Annotated in this window: 18 protein-coding genes; 9 read left to right on the top strand and 9 right to left on the bottom strand. The window is 73.7% G+C overall.

Annotation, left to right across the window (positions count from 1 at the left end; genetic code table 11):
* Positions 1 to 8 precede the first annotated feature (8 nt).
* Positions 9 to 1553 (bottom strand): L-piperidine-6-carboxylate dehydrogenase, encoded by a 1545-nt coding sequence (gene amaB / locus ACJOT3_RS21140; RefSeq protein ID WP_406974800.1) that lies wholly within the window; start codon positions 1551 to 1553, stop codon positions 9 to 11.
* Between the two features lie 210 nt (positions 1554 to 1763).
* Here amaB and ACJOT3_RS21135 point away from each other — a divergent pair, with 210 nt between their 5' ends.
* Complete coding sequence (locus tag ACJOT3_RS21135; protein ID WP_406974798.1) at positions 1764 to 2825, top strand: PA0049 C-terminal domain-containing protein; 1062 nt, start codon at positions 1764 to 1766, stop codon at positions 2823 to 2825.
* 109 nt (positions 2826 to 2934) lie between these two features.
* Here the strand turns inward: ACJOT3_RS21135 and ACJOT3_RS21130 are convergent, their stop codons facing one another.
* Positions 2935 to 3174 carry a hypothetical protein gene (locus ACJOT3_RS21130; protein ID WP_406974796.1) on the bottom strand — a complete coding sequence of 80 codons (240 nt, stop codon included), beginning with the start codon at positions 3172 to 3174 and terminating at the stop codon, positions 2935 to 2937.
* A gap of 400 nt (positions 3175 to 3574) precedes the next feature.
* On the opposite strand from ACJOT3_RS21130, the gene ACJOT3_RS21125 reads away from it, so the two are divergent.
* Positions 3575 to 5143: a polysaccharide deacetylase family protein gene (locus ACJOT3_RS21125; protein ID WP_406974794.1), complete on the top strand. Its 1569-nt coding sequence runs from the start codon at positions 3575 to 3577 to the stop codon at positions 5141 to 5143.
* Positions 5144 to 5284: 141 nt separating this feature from the next.
* Positions 5285 to 6022 carry a polysaccharide deacetylase family protein gene (locus tag ACJOT3_RS21120; RefSeq protein WP_406974792.1) on the top strand — a complete coding sequence of 246 codons (738 nt, stop codon included), beginning with the start codon at positions 5285 to 5287 and terminating at the stop codon, positions 6020 to 6022.
* A 29-nt stretch (positions 6023 to 6051) separates the two neighbouring features.
* Here ACJOT3_RS21120 and ACJOT3_RS21115 read toward each other — a convergent pair whose 3' ends face one another.
* Positions 6052 to 7509 (bottom strand): aldehyde dehydrogenase family protein, encoded by a 1458-nt coding sequence (locus ACJOT3_RS21115; RefSeq protein WP_406974790.1) that lies wholly within the window; start codon positions 7507 to 7509, stop codon positions 6052 to 6054.
* A 56-nt stretch (positions 7510 to 7565) separates the two neighbouring features.
* Here ACJOT3_RS21115 and ACJOT3_RS21110 point away from each other — a divergent pair, with 56 nt between their 5' ends.
* On the top strand, positions 7566 to 8177 hold the full coding sequence (locus ACJOT3_RS21110; protein ID WP_406974788.1) for a TetR/AcrR family transcriptional regulator: 612 nt from the start codon (positions 7566 to 7568) through the stop codon (positions 8175 to 8177).
* A 354-nt stretch (positions 8178 to 8531) separates the two neighbouring features.
* On the opposite strand, the gene rox is transcribed toward ACJOT3_RS21110, so the two are convergent.
* Complete coding sequence (gene rox / locus ACJOT3_RS21105) at positions 8532 to 9980, bottom strand: rifampin monooxygenase (protein ID WP_406974786.1); 1449 nt, start codon at positions 9978 to 9980, stop codon at positions 8532 to 8534.
* A gap of 172 nt (positions 9981 to 10152) precedes the next feature.
* Between rox and ACJOT3_RS21100 the strand changes: the two genes are divergently transcribed.
* The 3 genes from ACJOT3_RS21100 (at position 10153) to ACJOT3_RS21090 (ending at position 12377) form a co-directional block, all read left to right on the top strand.
* Complete coding sequence (locus ACJOT3_RS21100; protein WP_406974784.1) at positions 10153 to 10701, top strand: GNAT family N-acetyltransferase; 549 nt, start codon at positions 10153 to 10155, stop codon at positions 10699 to 10701.
* Between the two features lie 125 nt (positions 10702 to 10826).
* Complete coding sequence (locus tag ACJOT3_RS21095) at positions 10827 to 11651, top strand: SecDF P1 head subdomain-containing protein (RefSeq protein WP_406974782.1); 825 nt, start codon at positions 10827 to 10829, stop codon at positions 11649 to 11651.
* A 33-nt stretch (positions 11652 to 11684) separates the two neighbouring features.
* Positions 11685 to 12377: a haloacid dehalogenase type II gene (locus ACJOT3_RS21090; RefSeq protein ID WP_406974779.1), complete on the top strand. Its 693-nt coding sequence runs from the start codon at positions 11685 to 11687 to the stop codon at positions 12375 to 12377.
* On the opposite strand, the gene ACJOT3_RS21085 is transcribed toward ACJOT3_RS21090, so the two are convergent.
* Positions 12364 to 12555, bottom strand: a complete 192-nt coding sequence (locus tag ACJOT3_RS21085; RefSeq protein WP_406974776.1) for a hypothetical protein — start codon at positions 12553 to 12555, stop codon at positions 12364 to 12366. The two genes, ACJOT3_RS21090 and ACJOT3_RS21085, sit on opposite strands and share 14 nt — an antisense overlap.
* 136 nt (positions 12556 to 12691) lie before the next feature.
* The gene (locus ACJOT3_RS21080; protein WP_406974774.1) at positions 12692 to 13189 is read right to left on the bottom strand and encodes a hypothetical protein; all 498 of its coding nucleotides are present in this window, start codon (positions 13187 to 13189) and stop codon (positions 12692 to 12694) included.
* A gap of 376 nt (positions 13190 to 13565) precedes the next feature.
* On the opposite strand from ACJOT3_RS21080, the gene ACJOT3_RS21075 reads away from it, so the two are divergent.
* On the top strand, positions 13566 to 13895 hold the full coding sequence (locus tag ACJOT3_RS21075; protein WP_406974772.1) for a hypothetical protein: 330 nt from the start codon (positions 13566 to 13568) through the stop codon (positions 13893 to 13895).
* 153 nt (positions 13896 to 14048) lie between these two features.
* On the opposite strand, the gene ACJOT3_RS21070 is transcribed toward ACJOT3_RS21075, so the two are convergent.
* From ACJOT3_RS21070 to ACJOT3_RS21060, 3 genes are all read right to left on the bottom strand, one after another.
* Positions 14049 to 14705, bottom strand: coding sequence for a DUF2306 domain-containing protein (locus tag ACJOT3_RS21070; RefSeq protein ID WP_406974770.1), 657 nt, complete (start codon positions 14703 to 14705; stop codon positions 14049 to 14051).
* 135 nt (positions 14706 to 14840) lie between these two features.
* Entirely contained in the window at positions 14841 to 15524 is a 684-nt protein-coding gene (locus tag ACJOT3_RS21065) for a response regulator (RefSeq protein WP_406974768.1), read from the bottom strand.
* Positions 15521 to 16666: a sensor histidine kinase gene (locus ACJOT3_RS21060; protein WP_406974766.1), complete on the bottom strand. Its 1146-nt coding sequence runs from the start codon at positions 16664 to 16666 to the stop codon at positions 15521 to 15523. The genes ACJOT3_RS21065 and ACJOT3_RS21060 overlap by 4 nt, the downstream gene beginning before the upstream one ends.
* 128 nt (positions 16667 to 16794) lie before the next feature.
* Between ACJOT3_RS21060 and ACJOT3_RS21055 the strand changes: the two genes are divergently transcribed.
* The gene (locus tag ACJOT3_RS21055; RefSeq protein WP_406974764.1) at positions 16795 to 17199 is read left to right on the top strand and encodes a GatB/YqeY domain-containing protein; all 405 of its coding nucleotides are present in this window, start codon (positions 16795 to 16797) and stop codon (positions 17197 to 17199) included.
* The last annotated feature ends 65 nt before the right edge of the window (positions 17200 to 17264 follow it).

The raw sequence follows: 17264 nt of genomic DNA, 5'->3' as shown, positions 1-17264 counted from the left end.
GCCCCGCCTCACAGGAAGCGGACCCCCTGCGCCAACGGCAGCTCACCACCGAAGTTCACCGTGTTCGTCGCCCGGCGCATGTACGCCTTCCACGAGTCCGAACCCGACTCACGCCCCCCGCCGGTGTCCTTCTCCCCGCCGAACGCCCCACCGATCTCCGCACCCGACGTACCGATGTTCACGTTGACGATCCCGCAGTCCGACCCCGCCGAGGACAGGAACCGCTCCGCCTCGGCCTGGTCACGCGTGAAGATCGCCGACGACAGCCCCTGCGGAACCCCGTTGTGCAGCTCCACCGCCTCCTCCAGGGTCCGGTACGTCAGCACGTACAGGATCGGCGCGAACGTCTCCTGGCGCACCACCTCGGTCTGCCCCGGCATCCGCACCACCGCGGGCTCCACGTAGTAGGCGTCCTTGGCGTCCTGCTCCAACCGCCGCGCCCCGCCCACCAGCACCCGGCCGCCGTCGGCCTCGGCCCGGTCCAGCGCATCGCGCATCGCCGTGTACCCGCGCTCACCGATCAGCGGGCCCACCAGCGTCTCCTCGCCGAACGGGTCCCCGATCCGCTCCTCCAGCTGCCGGTAGGCGGCCGCGATCCTCTCCACGACCTCCTCCACCACGTCCTCGTGCACGATCAGCCGGCGCAGGCTCGTGCACCGCTGCCCCGCCGTCCCCGCCGCCGCGAACACACTGCCGCGCACCACCAGGTCCAGGTCGGCCGAGGGCGCCACCACCGCCGCGTTGTTGCCGCCCAGCTCCAGCAGGTACCGGCCCATCCGCGCCGCCACCCGCGGCGCCACGACCCTGCCCATCGCCGTGGACCCGGTCGCCGACACCAACGCCACCCGCGCGTCGTCCACCAGCGCCTCGCCCACCTCCCGGCCCCCCAGCACCACCCGGTGCACATCGGCCGGGGCACCCGTCTCCCGCGCCGCCCGCATCAGCAGCGCGTGGCAGGCCAGCGCCGTCAGCGGCGTCAGCTCCGAGGGCTTCCACACCACCGTGTCACCGCACACCAGCGCGATACACGTGTTCCACGACCACACCGCCACCGGGAAGTTGAACGCCGTGATCACCCCCACCACACCCAGCGGGTGCCAGGTCTCCATCAGCCGGTGCCCGGGCCGCTCCGACGGCATCGTCCGCCCGTACAGCTGGCGCGACAGCCCCACCGCGAACTCACAGACGTCGATCATCTCCTGGACCTCGCCCAGCGCCTCGGAACGGATCTTGCCCGCCTCGACCGTCACCAGCTCGGCCAGATCACCCTTGTGCTCGCGCAACAGCTCGCCCAGACGGCGCACCAGCGCCCCGCGCACCGGCGCCGGCGTGTCCCGCCAGGCGGGGAAGGCGGCGTGCACCGCCGACACCGCACGCTCGGCCGAGCCGACCGTGTCGAACTCCACCGGGAACAGGATCCCGCCGGTGACAGGGGTCCGCGCGACCCCGGCCGCGCCGACCGGCTCGCGCAGCCGATCGACACCGCACCGGGCCAGCGCCTCCCGGGCGCGCTCGGCCAAGTGCTCGGTGTCGGGGAGACCGGAAGTGTGCATGTGCGACTCTCTTCGTCGAGAGGGGGCAGGACACTCAACACCCTGCCAAGTCCGGGCCCGCCGGTCCAGCCCCACCGTCCAGGTTTCGCGCACCGCACGATCCCCGTTCCCCGCACCGTCCCCCCGCGCCGTTAGACTCGCCAGCACCCATCCGCCCCCATCCCCATCCCCCCGGCCGCACCGGCCGCCTCCGACACAGACAGCGATCCCGTGCACCACGACACCACCCCCGAAGAGGACCGCGCCGCCCTCGACACCCCCCGGCGCATCCTCGAACGCTCCGGGTTCGGAGCCGCCGTCCCCCTCTTCACCGCCGACCTCGACGACGCCGCCGACACCGCCACCGCCCGCCGCACCGTCGCCACCCACGCATCCCGCCTGTGGACCGAGGCCGTGCGCACCGACGTCGGAACGGTCGACGACCGCCCCCTGTACTGGGCCCGGCTCCGACTCGCCGCCCACCTGCGCACCTGGAAACCCGCCTTCGACCTGCCCGACGAGGACCGCACCGCACTCCTGCACCTGCTGGAGACCGCCTCGCGCGGCATCACCGAACTCCTCTTCCCACCCGGCGAGCGCCTGCTGCGCATCGTCGTCACCGGGTTCGACCCCTTCCGCCTGGACCAGGACCCCGCCTGCGCCAACCCCTCCGGCGCCGCCGCCCTGGACCTCAACGGATGGACCTTCCCCGTGGGCGGACGCACCGCCGTGGTGCGCACCGCGCTCTTCCCGGTCCGCTGGGCCGACTTCGACGCCGGACTGGTCGAACAGGCCCTGGAACGCGTCCACGGGGAGGCCGACGCGGTCATCACCCTCAGCCGCGGCCGCCCCGACCGGTACGACCTGGAGGTCTGGAACGGGGTGTGGCGCGGCGGCGGCACCGACAACCTCGGCATCGCCCGCACCGGCCGCGCCCTGCCCGCCGGCGCACCCGAATGGACCCGCTCCACCCTGCCCGTACAGGAGATCGCCGCCCGGGTCGACGGACCGGTCGTGGTCAACACCGAGGTCACCGAGATCCCGGCGGGCGGCGGCGACCCCATCGTGCGCCCCGACGGCCCCACCCCCGGCTCCACGGCCCGGCGCGGAGGCGGCGGCGACTACCTGTCCAACGAGATCGCCTACCGCAACACCCTGCTGCGCGACCGGGCCGGATCGGCGATCCCCGCCGGACACGTGCACCTGCCCCGCACCGACACCATCGACGGGCACGCCCCGGTCCTGGCCCGGGTGCGCGAGATCGTCGCCGCGGTGGCCGCGACCCTGGCCTGAGCGGCCCGGCGGGAACCGCCCGGGAAGAACCGCCCGGGAGAAAGGCGGCGAGGGCGGGGGATCCGCGATCCCCCGCCCCCGCCGTGTCAACGGGCCGTGCCGGCCCCGGTCAGTACGTGTCCAGCGCCGTCAGGTACCAGGCCCCGTAGAAGACCAGGTAGACGACCCCGACCAGGATCCCCACGCCGAACAGCACCCAGGAGATGATCGTGCACGTCTTGGCGGCTTTGGGGTTGCTGGTGGCCGTGGCCGCGCCGATGATGCCCAGGATCAGGCCGACGATGGCGAGCGCCCAGCAGAAGCACAGCCCCAGGGCGTTGGCGACGATCGCGCCGATGGCCGCACCCATGCTGAAGGGCGGCTCCTGGGGCCCGTAACCGCCCGAAGGCGGGGGCGGGGGGAAACCGCCGGGGCCGCCCGGCGGGGGCGGCGGGTAACCACCCGGTCCACCGGGGGGCGGGGGGTAGCCGCCACCCGGAGGGGGATAGCCGCCGGTGCCGCCCGGGGGCGGGGGGAAGTACCCTCCGGTACCGTCCGGGGGCGGCTGGCCGGGGCCTGGACCGTAGCTCATGGGTTCCTTTCGAAACAGGTGTGCGGAGCGGACACCACGTTAAGGGGTGGGACGTCCGACAGCGGTATCGGGTTCGCCCGCACCGCCTTGTTCACACTCTTCCAAAAACATGACAGAGAGTATTCAATCGGGCGCGCTCCGATTATTGTTTCGGCGCCCCCTTCGATATGGTCCCCTCGTGCCTGCCACTTCGATTAGCCGAAAACTCGCCGTCACCGCCGCCCTGGGGCTACTCCTGGTACCCGGCTGCCACGCCGCGGAACAGGCCCTGCCCTTCGCCGAAGCGGTGCGCATACCACTCGACGCATGGCCCGCGGTCCAGGTCGGAACCCGCTCGGTCGCCACCGACACCGGCACGGTCACCTACCGCTACCCGATCCTGGGCCCGGACCACCCGCTCACCACGGAGATCCACACCTCCATGGCCGAGCGCCAGACCGCGTTCCTCGAAGACCTGCCCGCGAACGGCACACCCGAACTGCTCCAGGACGCCACCGTCCTGGCCGCCTCACCACACGTGGTCGGCGTCCGCATCACCGAGACCGTCCGGGCCGGCGTCAACGAGACCTTCCACGCCCGCACCCTGTGGTACGACACCCGCGACGACACCGTGCTGCCCTGGACCTCGCTCTTCCGCGACGAGGCGGCCATCGAACGCGCCCACCTGGCCGTCGCCGACGTCCTCGAAGACGGCTACGACATGCCCACCGAACAACTGCCCGGCCTGGTCGGCGAAGTGGCACTGCGCGCCGCCCGCCAGCAGGAGGCACCCGGATCCGAACCCGGCGAGGCCGGCGCGGGCAGCCCGCCCCCGCCCACCGCCTCCGCCCGGGACACCGCCGAGGACACCGGACCACTGGACCTCACCGACCCCGAGCAGGCACTGCGCGCCGCCGAACTGTGGGAGGGCTCGCCCCTGGCCGACCTCGCCTTCAGCACCGCCGGCGGCCTGGCCGTGCGCATGGAACCGGGCGAGGTGCCCGCCGCCGGCCGCGTCAGCGAGGTCCTGCTGCCGGTCCAGCCCGAGGACGCCGAGGACCTGCTCTCGGAACTGGGCTACCAGGCCCGCGAGGCCGCCCTGTCGGGCGAACCCGACTTCCCGCTCGACGGCGAACTGTCCGCCGAGGGCGACAGCCTGGACTGCTCCCGGCTCAAGTGCGTGGCCCTGACCTTCGACGACGGCCCCGGCCAGGACACCGAACGCCTGCTGGACATGCTCGCCGAATACGACGCCCGCGCCACGTTCTACGTCCTGGGCTCACTGGTCGACGAGTTCCCCGGGATCGTGGAGCGCACCCACGCCGAGGGCCACGAGATGGGCAACCACTCCTGGAAGCACGACGACCTGGCCGGCAAGTCCGAGGCCGGGGTCGCCGACGACATCACCCGCACCAACGAGGCCGTGCGGGCGATCACCGGATCGGACCCGCTCACCATCCGCCCGCCCTACGGATCGCTCAACGGGACCGTCCGCAAGGCCGTGGACCAGCCGCTGATCCTGTGGGACGTGGACACCATGGACTGGCAGAGCCGCGACACCGCCAAGGTCGCCGAACACGCGCTGACCCACACCGAGGCGGGCAGCGTGGTCCTGTTCCACGACATCCACCCGAGCACCGTGGACGCCGTGCCCAAGGTGCTGGAGGGGCTGCACCGGCAGGGGTACCACTTCGTGACCGTCACCGACCTGTTCGGCCTGGAGGCACTGGCCCCGGGCGACGTGTTCACCGACGCCCGCGTGGGCTGAGGCCCTCGACGCGTGCGACACGTGAACCCCCGCAGCCGCGGGGGTTCACGTTTTTCATTCCCGAACGGGCTTAAAGAGCGGTTCGTCACTTCGTGGGCGTATCCCTTTGCCCAGGTCACGGGCTCGCATACATTCACCTGCGTGAACGTTACCTTTCCGAAACCCAAGCTCGCCCTCGCCGCCACCGGCGGCCTCGCCCTCGCCACCCTCCTGATCCCCACCGCACCCGCCGCCGCGGACACCACCCTGACCGCCCAGGGCAAGAGCGTCGCGGCCCCCGACTGCGCCAAGGAGAAGTGCGTCGCCCTGACCTTCGACGACGGCCCCGGACAGTACACCGACACGGTCCTGGACGCCCTCGCCGACCACGACGCCAAGGCCACCTTCTACCTGCTCGGCTCCAACGTCGGGAACTTCCCCGACACCGTCGAGCGCATGGCCGACGACGGCCACGAGATCGGCAACCACTCCTGGAAGCACGACGACCTCGCCACCCTGTCGGGCTCCGAGATCAAGGACGACCTCGAACGCACCGACAAGGCCATCGAGGACATCACCGGTGAGAAGCCCACCACCATGCGCCCGCCCTACGGCTCCCTCGACGACACCGCACGCGAGGCCATCGACAAGCCCATCGTCCTGTGGGACGTGGACACCCTCGACTGGCAGAGCCGCGACACCGGCGCCGTCACCGACGTCACCCTCCAGGAGACCGACCGCGGCAGCGTCGTCCTCTTCCACGACATCCACGAGAGCACCGTCGACGCCGTCCCCGACATCCTCGACGGCCTCGCCGAGGACGGCTACACCTTCGTGACCGTCTCCGAACTGACCGGGGACGACCTGGAGCCCGGCGTCGCCATCACCGACGCCCGCTAGGACCCGGGACCGGGGGCGGGACCCGCGGCCTACAGCATCCGATGCAGGATCTTCTCCTTGAGATCCGTGATCGGCGCGTAGGCCACCCGCATGGTGTCCAGCACCAGCGACTTGTCCAGCACCGACTTGGTGTGCGAGAACGTGTCGATCGACGCCGTCGAGTGGTAGGCGCCCATCCCGCTCTCACCCACCCCGCCGAACGGCAGGTCCGGCACCGCCAGGTGCGCGATCGGCAGACCGAAGCCCAGCCCACCGGAGGAGGTCTCCGTGGTCAGCCGGCGCTTGGTCTCCTCCGACTCGGTGAACGCGTACAGCGCCAGCGGCTTGTCCCGCTCGTTGACGAACGCGATCGCCTCGTCCAGGTCCGCCACACCGATCACCGGCAGGATCGGACCGAAGATCTCCTCGGCCATCACCGGCGTATCGGCCGTGACGTCACCCAGCACCGTCGGCGCGATGTACAGGCCGTCACGGTCATGGCGCCCGCCCGCCACCACCGTGCCGCTCCCCAGCAGCGCCACCAGGCGGTCGAAGTGGCGCTCGTTGACGATGCGCCCGTAGTCACCGCTGGCCTCGGGGTCCGACCCGAACATCTCGGTGATCGCCGCCGCCAGCTCCCGCTGGAGCTCCTCGGCGGTGCCACCGATCGCCAGCACGTAGTCCGGCGCCACACAGGTCTGCCCGGCGTTGGTGAACTTGCCCCACGCCAGCCGCCGCGCCGTCGCGGCCAGGTCCGCACCCGGCTCCACGATCGCCGGGCTCTTGCCGCCCAGCTCCAGGGTGACCGGGGTCAGGTGCTTGACCGCGGCCGCCATCACGATCCGGGCCACCTGGCCGTTGCCGGTGTAGAAGATGTGGTCGAAGTGCTGCTCCAGCAGCGCCGTGCTCTCGGGGACACCGCCCTCGACCACGGCGACCGCCTCCGAGTCCAGGTACCGGGGCAGCAGGTCGGCCAGCAGCGCCGACGTCGCCGGGGACAGCTCGCTCGGCTTGACCACCACCGCGTTGCCCGCGGCCAGGGCACCGACCAGCGGGGCCAGCGCCAGGTTGATCGGATAGTTCCACGGGCTGATGATCAGCACCGTGCCCAGCGGCTCGCGGACCGTGCGGGCCTTGGCCGGGGCCAGCGCCATCGGCACCGACACCCGCCGGGGGCGCAGCCACGAGGCCAGGTGCTTGAGCGTGTGGTCGATCTCGTTGATCACGAAACCGATCTCGGTGGTGTGCGCCTCCACCGGGCTCTTGCCCAGGTCGGACTTGAGCGCCTTCTCCAGCGCGGGGCGCTCCTCCACCAGCAGGGCGCGCAACTGCTTCAGCTGGGCGCGGCGCCAGCCCACGGGCTTGGTGCGCCCGGAGGCGAAGGCGGAGCGCAGGCCGCGCACCAGCGCGGCGATCTCCGCAGCGGCGTCGCCGTCGATGGGAGCGGGCGCCGCGGTCTGAACGGTGGCCTGCCGTACGGTCGGGGTGCCAGGGGTGTCGTTCGTCATAGCCGAATACTAAACGAAACCTTTTCGTTTTGACCAGGGACCGTAGGATGGCTCCCATGACCACCGACCATCTGCCCGGGACGGCGCCCCGCCGGGGACGGCCCAGGGACGCCGCCCGGGACCGCGCGCTGATGGACGCCACCCTGGACGAGCTCCGCCTGCACGGCTACGGCGGACTGACCACCGCCGCCGTCGCCCGCCGCGCCGGCGTCTCCACCGCCACCCTGTACCGCCGCTGGCGCTCCAAGGAGCACCTGGTGGTCCAGGCCGCGGCGGTGTGGTGCGAGGACCTGGGCCCCGACCGCGACACCGGCGACCTCCGCTCGGACCTGGGCGCTCTGCTGCACGACAAGGCCACCGCCCTGGACGGGCCCTCGGGGCAGCTGCTGCGCGCCATCCTGGGCGAGGCGGCGCACAACAGGGCGCTGGCCGACGTGCTGATGAGCGAGTACGTGGCACCGCTCCAGGACCGGGTGGCGGCCATCGTCGCCCGCGCCGCCGACCGGGGGGAGATCCCGCCGGTGGACGACCCGGTGGTGGTCGGCGAGCTGGTGATCGGGCCGATGGTGACGCACACGTTCCTGGTCCCGCACGAGCCGGGCGCCCGCCCGGGGCAGGAGATCGCGGACCGGCTGCTCCCCTACCTGCTGCGGGCGTTGGGGGCATAGGACCGGGACGGTGGAAGGGGGTGTGCGGCGTAGCCGCACCCCTTTTTCTTTTCCGTTTTTTGAATTTCGGTTTTTTGCCCCCGAACCGCCACTTTTACGACGTAGATCTCATATCGACGTCAACGAAACCGGTTACGGGGGCACGAACCCGGACACCGCACTGTCCGCCATGCAGATCCGCGCCGCGCTCCCCGACGATTGGGACGCCGTCTGGCCCTTCCTCCACCGGATCGTCGCCGCCGGCGACACCTTCACCTACCCCACCGACCTGGGCGAGGAGGCCGCGCGCGAGATGTGGCTCCTCCCCCGCCCCGCACTCCGCTCGTGGGGCGGGGCGCGGGGCGGCCCGGCCGCTCAGGCGGCGGCGCCGAACCACCTCGACAGGGCGTCGGGCAACCCCTGCGACCCCTCCCCCACCCACACCGCGTGGCCGTCCGGGCGCAGCAGCACCGCGGGGACGCCCATCTCCTCCAGCTCCTCGCTGTCGTCGACGACGAGGTCGACCCGGTCCTGCCACCCGTCCACCGACAGCCGTCCCGTGCGGTCCAGCAGCAGGCCGCGGCCGCCGTGCGTCAGCCCGTACAGTCGGCCCTCCTGCTTCAGCTCCACGTCCCGCAGCCGCCTGCCGAGCAGCGGGTGGCCCTCCCCGGCGGCGTCGTGGACGTCGTAGCGGATCCCCGTCGCGATGATCTTCTCGGTCAGCCGCCGGTTCACCTCCTCGAAATCCATCAGCTCCGCCACCAGGCGGCGCGCCGCCTGCGGCCCCGGTTCGGGGTTCATCAGCTCCATCTGCGCGCGGGTGTTGTCCAGCACCTCGGCCGCCACCGGGCGCCGTTCCGCCTCGTAGGTGTCCAGCAGGCCCTCCGGTGCCCGGCCGCCCACCTCGGCGGCCAGCTTCCACCCCAGGTTGAACGCGTCCTGGATGCCCAGGTTGAGCCCCTGCCCGCCCACCGGCGGGTGGACGTGGGCCGCGTCCCCCGCCAGCAGCACCCGGCCGACCCGGTAGCGGTCCGCCAACCGGGTAGAGTCGCCGAAGCGGGACATCCAGCGCGGGGAGTGCACCCCGAAGTCGGTCCCCGCGTACGCGCGCAGCTGCCGCCGGAAGTCCTCCAGGGTCGGCCTGGCCGCCCGGTCACTCGATACCCCCTCGGCGGGCACGACCACCCGGTGGACCCCGTCGCCGATGGGGCCCACGCCGAACCGCAACTGGGTCCTGCGGACCTCGGTCATCACCGCGACCACCTCCTCGGCGGGCGCGGTCACCTCCATCTCGCCCAGCAGCGTCTCCGTGCGGCTCGGCTCGCCGGGGAACCCCACCCCCAGCAGCGCGCGCACGGTGCTGCGGCCGCCGTCGCAGCCGACGAGGTGGCGGGCGCGCAACCGGGACCCGTCGGCCAGCTCGGCGGTCACCCCCTCCCCGTCCTGCTCCAGGCCGACCAGTTCGACGCCGCGCCGGATGTCGGCGCCAGCCTCGGCGGCGTGCTCCTCCAGCAGGCGGTCGATGGTGGTCTGCGGGATGCCGAGCACGTAGCCGTGCGCGGTGTCGAGCCCGGTCGGGGCGGGCTTGTGGATGCCGGCGAAGAACCCGCCCAGCGGGTGCTTGTGGCCGAGTTCGAGAAAGCGGCCCAGCAGGCCGCGCTGGTCCATCACCTCGATGCTGCGCACGTGCAGCCCCAGCGCGCGGACGAAGGGCGGCCGTTCGGCGTCCCTCTCCAGCACGACCACCCGCACCCCGTGCAGCCGCAGTTCGGCGGCCAGCATCATTCCGGTCGGTCCCCCGCCGGCGATGATCACGTCGATCATGTATCCCCCGTTCACCACCGACGATTGTGCGCCCCGCCCCGGGTCTTGCCGCAAGCCCCGGGGTGCGCTATAGATTGAGAGTGGCAGGAGGTTCCCAGAACCCCGCCCTTTTTCTTTTCCGGAACGGGGACTCTTCGGGGTCCGTGTACCGAAGCGTGGTATTTTGCCCGCCATGTCGAAATTCAGGCCCGATGTCCGGCCACCCTCCCCGATCACGACCGAACGGCTCGTGCTGCGCGCCTCCGAGGCCCGCGACCGTGCGGCGTTCATCGAGCTGTTCTCCTCGGCGGAGGTGGGCACCTACATCGGCGGCCCGCAGCCGCGCGAGGACCTCGAACGCACGATGCCCGAGGTCCCCGGGCGGCGCCCCGGCCTCTTCGTGGTCGAACTCGACGGGGCGATGGTCGGCATCACGACGCTCGACCGGCGCGACGCGGAGCGGCCGGGCCGCGTCCTGCCCGAGGGCGGTGAGGCCGAGCTCGGCTACCTGTTCCTGCCCCGGGCCTGGGGGCGGGGGTACGCCGCCGAGGCGTGCGGGGCGGTGCTCGACTGGTTCTCCGGGGCGCTTCCCGGCGAGCCGGTGGTGCTGTGCACGCAGACCGCCAACGAACGCGCGATGCGCCTGGCGGCGAAGCTGGGGTTCACCGAGGTGGAGCGGTTCGAGGAGTACGGCGCCGAGCAGTGGTTCGGCGTGTGGTCCCCGGCCACACCGTTCGGCTGACCCGGCGGCGGTGGCGGGGGCGGGACCGCCGGGCCGGAAACACCTGTCGTGCGCCCGGCGGTTCTGGAAGGGTGGGCACCCCATGCCCCCGGACACCCCATGCACCCGACGCGGAGAGGACCCCCGTGGACCCCCAGTCCCCCCAAGCGCCCGACCCCGCCTCCGCACCGGCCCCGAGGCGCGGCCGGCCCTGGCCGCTCATCGCCGCGGGCGTCGCGGTCGCCCTCCTGCTCGCCGTGGCCGGGGTGGGCGCCTGGCTGCTGCTGTGGGAGCGGCCCGGGGGCGGTGAGACCGTCGAACTCCGGCTCGGGGACGGCGGGGACGTCTCCGCCCGGGACATCGACCGGGTCGCGGAGATCCTGCACCGGCGCATCGTGGCCGCGGAGGACGCCGAACCGGTGATCACCCCCGGGGACGGCGCCGCCCTCACCGTCGAACTGCCACCGGACACGGACGTGCGGGCCGCGATCGCCCTGATGGAGCGCACCGGCGCGATGACGATCCACCCCGTGACCGGCATCGCCGACGGCACGGGGGAGCCCGCCGACGGCGCGACGGTCCTGCCCGACGCCACGTCCGACACGCTGCTGGAGCTCGGGACCCCGCAGTTGGACAACGCGCAGATCGCCGCCGCCACGGCCGAGATCGACACCGCCTCCGGCGGGTGGCAGGTGCTCCTGGAGTTCACCCCCGAGGGCACCGCGGCCTGGGCCCGGGCGACCGGCGAGGCCGCCTGTCCGCCGGCCGGGGACCCCGGCCGCCGTTTGGCGATCGTGGTGGACGGGGAGATCGTCTCCGCCCCCGAGGTCGCCCCGGACGTGGCCTGCGGGATCGGCCTCGACGCCGGCGCCACGGTCATCAGCGGCGACTTCGACCGCGCCGAGGCCGTGACCCTGGCCGACCTCGTCGGCTCCGACCCGCTGCCCGTCGCGGTCACCGCCCTTCCCTGACCACCCCACCAACCGATATCCAGGAGGACACCTGTGACCCCGCTACCCGACGTGGACGTGGTCGTCTTCGACATCCTCGGCACCATGGTCGACGAACCCGGCGGGATCGAACGCGGCATCCGCGCGCTGCCCGCCGACCCGGCCCGGTCGCACACCGGCGACCTCCTCCACCTGTGGCAGCGCCACGTGGACGAGCGCCAGCAGGACATCCTCGCGGGCCGCCGCCCCTACACCGACAGCACCGCGATCGACCAGGAGGCCGCCGAGCACGTCGCCGCCGCGGCCGGCGTCGGCGACACGGACGCGATCCGGGCCCTGGCGGCCTCCGCCCAGCGTCTGGAGCCGTGGCCGGACTCGGTGTCGGGCCTGGCGCGCATCGCCGCGCGCCTGCCCGTGATGGGCCTGTCCAACGCCGGGCATTCGGCGCTCACCCGCATCAACGCCCACGCCGGGCTGCGCTGGCACCAGGTGCTCTCCGCCGAGGACGTGCGCGGGTACAAACCCCACCCCGACGTCTACCGCCTCGCCGTCGCCAACACCGGCCTGGCGCCCGAGCGCCTGCTCATGGTCGCCGCCCACGCCTGGGACCTGCGGGGCGCGCAGGCCGTGGGCATGAGGACCGCCTACGTCGAACGCCCCGTCGGGGACCCGCCACGCCCGGGGGACGCCTTCGACCTGAGCGCGAAGAGCCTCGACGACCTGGCCGCGGTCCTCACCGGGGACTGAGGCCCCGGGGCGCAGGCGCTCCCGGGCCCGCGGCGGTGCCGTCGGGGAACCACAGCATGACCTCGACGTCGCCGTCCTCCGGGCGGCGCTCGACCGTCACCTCACGGATGGCCGGGTCGCCCGGGCCGCGCAGGACCTCCTCCGCCCAGGCGCGCACCGGCGCGCGGACCACGTCCATCGTCCCCCCTTCTCATCGCCCCGCCACGGTATCCGTGCGGGTGCCGGAACGGCCGACCGCTCCGGCGTTCCCGGGGTCGGGGCCGTGCGTGTGCGGCGGAGGGCCGCGGTGGCGGCCCCGGGTGCCCGCCACCGGGTCAGGGCCTGTTCGCGGGCGGCCCGGGGCCGCCGGTCCCGGGGTCATCGGCTCCGAGGCCGCCGGTTCCGGGGTCGCCCGGGGCTCGGCGGCAGTCCGGACAGGTCGGGGGCGTGCCCGGGCGGCGGAGCAGGTCGTGGCCGGCCAGGGCCACGGCGTCGCTGCGGCTCGCCACCCGGGTGGGGGCGGAGCAGGTGCCGCACCGGTGGCGCACCAGGTGGACCCTGCACACGCTCAGCAGGTCCGCGGCGACCCTGGTCGGTGCGCCCAGGGCGGCGGCGGGTTCGGCCCATCCCCCCGCGGACCCCGGCGTCCAGTATCGGATCGCGCGTTCGACCTCCGCGGTGGTCGCCCCCGGGGCGAACTCCAGGTGCAGCAGCGGGTCCGGGGATCCGCGCGGCAGGTCGACGGCGGCGGGCGCCGACAGGCCGGTGGCGGCCCGGCGGCGGTGGGGGCGGTGGGGGCCGTGGGGGCGGCCCGTGCACGTGTTGTCCGACATCGTCTCTCCGGTCGGTCGGGGGTGGGGGCACCCGGTGGGTTTGCGTCCATTGTTCCTCCGATCGGCGGCGAAAAAGGGTTTTCCACAGGGGGATCCGACGCGTGGTGGCGAGCGATCGGAGAGGTCGGCGAAACCCCCCGGGGCGCCGCGTTGATATGCACCTTTGGTTAGCAGATGAGGCTTACGCGGCATACCGAGGCGCCGCATACGGCCACTTCATCCCCGGTTCGGCGGCATATCGGGGCAAGGGCCGGGGAGATCCCCCGGGCTCCGGTTCGGGACCTTGGTTTCCACTTCCGGAAGATGCATGAACGCCCCCACGAATCGAATCCTCCGACTGTACATTCAACGCTGAAAACCCACTGCGAAGGACTCCATGCGCACACTTCCAGATACGGATTCGTCGGTCCTCCCCGATCCGGCGACCGATCCCAGAAACCCCTCCGCCGACCTCCCCGCCGGGTGGCCCCACCACACCTCGCACGAAAAACCGCCCGTCCCGGGACGGGCCCGCACCCTTCGGAACCTCCTGTCGTCTCCGGTCGACCGGAACCGGCTCCTCTCGCTCGTCTGCACGTCCGCGGCCACCGCCGCCGTGCTGCTGGGCCTGCTCGGACTCTCCCCCCTGCACCGGGTGTTCTTCGGGGAGCCCGACTCCGTCGGCCACTGCCTGCGCACCGACATCGGCCGCGCGATCCCCCCGTAGCGCCCCCGTAGCGAACCGCCCCGGGACCGCCCCGGCCCCACCTCCGCGAGGTGTCCCGGCCGCCCCTTCCCCCGCGGGGTCCACGACCCGGCCGGGCGCCCCCGCCGGTCCTTCGGGGTGCTCCCCGGGCCCCCGAAGGGCCACCCCCACAGGTCAGCGCGAGCCCGCGCCCACGGCGCGTACCCCCGTGCCCGCCGGGTCGCGGCGGATGGCCCACTCGGCGACGGCGAGGTTGATCAGCCACCCCGCCGCCATCAGCGCCGACCGGGCCGTCTCCTCCGGCGGCCCCAGGAACAGCACCCAGGGCAGGTGGGCGAACACCTGGGTGCCCGCCCCGATCCCGATCGCGTACCCGCGGATCATCCACGCCCGGTGCCGGGCGAAGTCGCGGCGCCGGACCGCCGCGAACCCCAGCAGGATCGCCGCCGCCATCACACCCCCGAACACCAGCCGCACCAGGGTCAGCGACACGTTCTCCCCCTCGTTCAGGGGGTAGGCCAGGGCCATCCACAGCCCGGTCAGGGCCGCGACCAGCCCCAGCGGGACCAGCAGCCGCCCCGAGAGCCGGTGCCAGCGGCGGCGGCGCAGCCCGGGCGCGAACTGCAGGGCGCCCAGCAGGCAGTAGGGCACCGCGGCGACGATGTGCAGCACCACGGGCACCGGGTCGGCGAAGAACCGGGCGTTCTCCGGGGTGACCGGACCTCCGCCGCCCAGATCGCCCAAGCGCGCCCCGCCCGCGATCACGGGGATGGCGCTGAGCAGGATCAGCAGGGCGGGCACCGGCCACCGGTGTCGGGCGGCGGGGGTCACGACGGGTCCTTTCACTGCCGCGGCGGGGTGTCCGCCGCCGTGACCCGATCCTGGCCGCCGCACCGGCTCCGGGGCATCGGCCCCGGGGCCGCGACCGCCTCCCCCGAAAGGCGGAGGGCCGGCTCGTCCTTTCGGTCAGCGCGGGGTGTTCCCGGCCCGCCCGGTCTCGTAGGCCCACATGGCGATCTCCACCCGGTTGCGGGCGCCGATCTTGGCCATGAGGCTGGCGATGTGGGTCTTGACCGTGCTGAGCGCGATGTAGGTCTCGCGGGCGATCTCGCCGTTGGTCCGCCCCCGGGCCACGGCCTCCAGGATCTGCTCCTCCCGGTCGGTGAGCGGCTCGGCGGGCTGCGCGGGAGGCCCGGCGGGGCGGCGCCCGGCGAACGCGTCGAGCAGCCGCCGGGTGACGTCGGGGGCGATGAGCGCGTCGCCCGCGGCGGCGGCCCGCACCGCCCTGGTGAGCAGGTCGGCCCCGGCGTCCTTGAGCAGGAACCCGCGGGCCCCGGCCCTGAGGGCGGCGTACACGTACTCGTCGAGGTCGAACACGGTGATGACGACGACCGCGAGGGGGTCGGCCACCTCCGGCCCGGCCAGCAGGCGCGTCGCCTCGATGCCGTCGGTGCCGGGCATCCGGATGTCGAACAGGCACACGTCGGGGCGCAGACGGCGCGCCAGCGCGACGGCCTCCCGGCCGTCGGCGGCCCGTCCGACGACCTCGATGCCCGGTTGGGCGTCGAGGATCATCGTCAGGCCGGTGCGGACGATCTCCTGGTCGTCGGCGACGACCACCCGAACGCTCCCGGGCCCGTCGCCGCTCATGCGGCCGCCCCGGACCGGGGCAGTTCGGCGGTCACGGTCCAGCCCCGCCCGAGGTCGGGTTCGGCCCGGCAGGTGCCGCCGAGCAGGTCGGCCCGCTCGGCCATGCCGATGAGCCCGTAGCCGGTCGATCGCCCGGGAGCGGTGGGGGCGGAGTGGTCGCCGTCGTCGCTGACCCGCAGGTGGACCGACGTGTCGTCGGCGGTGACGCGAACGTGGACGCGGGTGGCGTGGCGGGCGTGCTTTCGCGCGTTGGTGACCGCCTCCAGCGCCAGGCGGTGGACGGCGGCCGCCACCTGCGGCGGCAGGTCGTCGAGGCCGTCGTCGACCTCCACCTCCACCGCGGGGCCGCCCGTGCCCGGGGCCGCGGCGAGCGCGCGCAGGTCGCCCACCCGCGGGTGGGGCACCAGGGCCGCGGGGGCGGTGTCGTCCCGGCGCAGAACGCGCACCAGGGCGCGCATCTCGTTCAGGGCCCGGCCGGCCTCGGCCTCGATGACCTCCAGCGCGTCCACCGCGGCCCCGGGGCTGGTGCGCGCCACCGCCAGCCCGGCCTGGGCGCGGATCGCCATCGCCGAGACGTGGTGGGCGACGGTGTCGTGCAGGTCGCGGGCGATGCGTTCGCGTTCGAGCAGCCGGGCCCGCTCGAACTCGCGCTCCCTGGCCCCGGCCCGGTACCGCAGGGCGGTGCCCAGGGCTCCGGCGGCGAACAGCACGGCGGCCCCGCCCAGGGTGTCGGTGGGGACCCCGAACAGGACGGGGACCACGGCGTTGGCGAGCATGACGGCCGAACCGAGCACGATCTCGCGCCCCGCCCCCCACCGGAAGAGCGTGTAGGGCAGCAGCAGGAAGCAGACCGTCGTGTACAGCGGGGCGCTCTGGTCGCCCAGGACGGCGGTGACCAGCCCGGAGAGGCCGAAGGTGGCCGCGACCACCGCGAGCGGGCGGGTGCGGCGCAGCGGCAGCAGGGCGATCAGGCCGACGGTCAGGAGCACCATCGGGATCCGCCAGGGCAGGTCGGGGCGGAGCGCGCCCTCGGCCACCGCGACGGCCGCGAGCACGCCCGCGAGCGCCCAGTCCCGCCTGGCCGGCCGCGGGAGGTGGGCGGGCCGGGGTTCGTCCCACAGGGAGCGGAGGAGGCCGTGCACAGGGTCAGGGTACAGCGGACCCGGGAACACCCCCCGAAAATCCTCATCATTCCCTATCCAGTTGCATCTCAGGGAACGAAGAGATACTTTCGGCGCATCAGGGCATCCGCGGGGAAAGGACGGACGACGTGGACACGACCCACGGGTACCGGTCGGCCCGGGAGTTGCGCGCGCTGCTGCGCGCCGACCTGGCCACGGCGATGAAGGCCCGCCGCCGCGAGGCCGTCTCCGCGCTGCGCACCGCCCTGGCCGCCATCGACAACGCCGAGGCCGTCACCGCCCCGGCGGGCACCGGCGCCCCCAGCGGCGAGCACGTCGCCGGGGCGAGCCCGGGCGTCGGCTCCACCGAGGCGCCCCGCCGCACCCTCACAGCCCGGGAGCTCCACGGCCTGCTGCACGCCCAGGTCTCCGAACGCCGCACCGAGGCCGGGCGCTACACCGACCACGGCAGGCACGACGCCGCCGAGCGGCTGCGCGCCGAGGCCGACGTCCTCGCCGCCTACCTCCCCGACGGGACCGCCGGAACACCATGACCCCGGTGCGCCCGGCGGCCCGCGTCCCCGTCCCGGCCGCGAGGGGTCCGTCGGTGGCCTCCGGC

This window comes from Nocardiopsis protaetiae (assembly GCF_045446735.1).
GTDB lineage: Bacteria > Actinomycetota > Actinomycetes > Streptosporangiales > Streptosporangiaceae > Nocardiopsis > Nocardiopsis protaetiae.
The sequence above is the reverse complement of the archived record's forward strand: the minus strand, read 5'-3'. Positions and strand labels throughout refer to the sequence as shown.

Bases quoted from the DNA above. Each gene is read 5' to 3' on its own strand.
- amaB (WP_406974800.1), bottom strand. From the start codon at position 1,553: ATGCACACTTCCGGTCTCCCCGACACCGAGCACTTGGCCGAGCGCGCC.
- ACJOT3_RS21130 (WP_406974796.1), bottom strand. From the start codon at position 3,174: ATGGGTGCGGCCATCGGCGCGATCGTCGCCAACGCCCTGGGGCTGTGC.
- ACJOT3_RS21115 (WP_406974790.1), bottom strand. From the start codon at position 7,509: ATGACGAACGACACCCCTGGCACCCCGACCGTACGGCAGGCCACCGTT.
- ACJOT3_RS21110 (WP_406974788.1), top strand. From the start codon at position 7,566: ATGACCACCGACCATCTGCCCGGGACGGCGCCCCGCCGGGGACGGCCC.
- rox (WP_406974786.1), bottom strand. From the start codon at position 9,980: ATGATCGACGTGATCATCGCCGGCGGGGGACCGACCGGAATGATGCTG.
- ACJOT3_RS21100 (WP_406974784.1), top strand. From the start codon at position 10,153: ATGTCGAAATTCAGGCCCGATGTCCGGCCACCCTCCCCGATCACGACC.
- ACJOT3_RS21085 (WP_406974776.1), bottom strand. From the start codon at position 12,555: ATGGACGTGGTCCGCGCGCCGGTGCGCGCCTGGGCGGAGGAGGTCCTG.
- ACJOT3_RS21080 (WP_406974774.1), bottom strand. From the start codon at position 13,189: ATGTCGGACAACACGTGCACGGGCCGCCCCCACGGCCCCCACCGCCCC.
- ACJOT3_RS21075 (WP_406974772.1), top strand. From the start codon at position 13,566: ATGCGCACACTTCCAGATACGGATTCGTCGGTCCTCCCCGATCCGGCG.
- ACJOT3_RS21065 (WP_406974768.1), bottom strand. From the start codon at position 15,524: ATGAGCGGCGACGGGCCCGGGAGCGTTCGGGTGGTCGTCGCCGACGAC.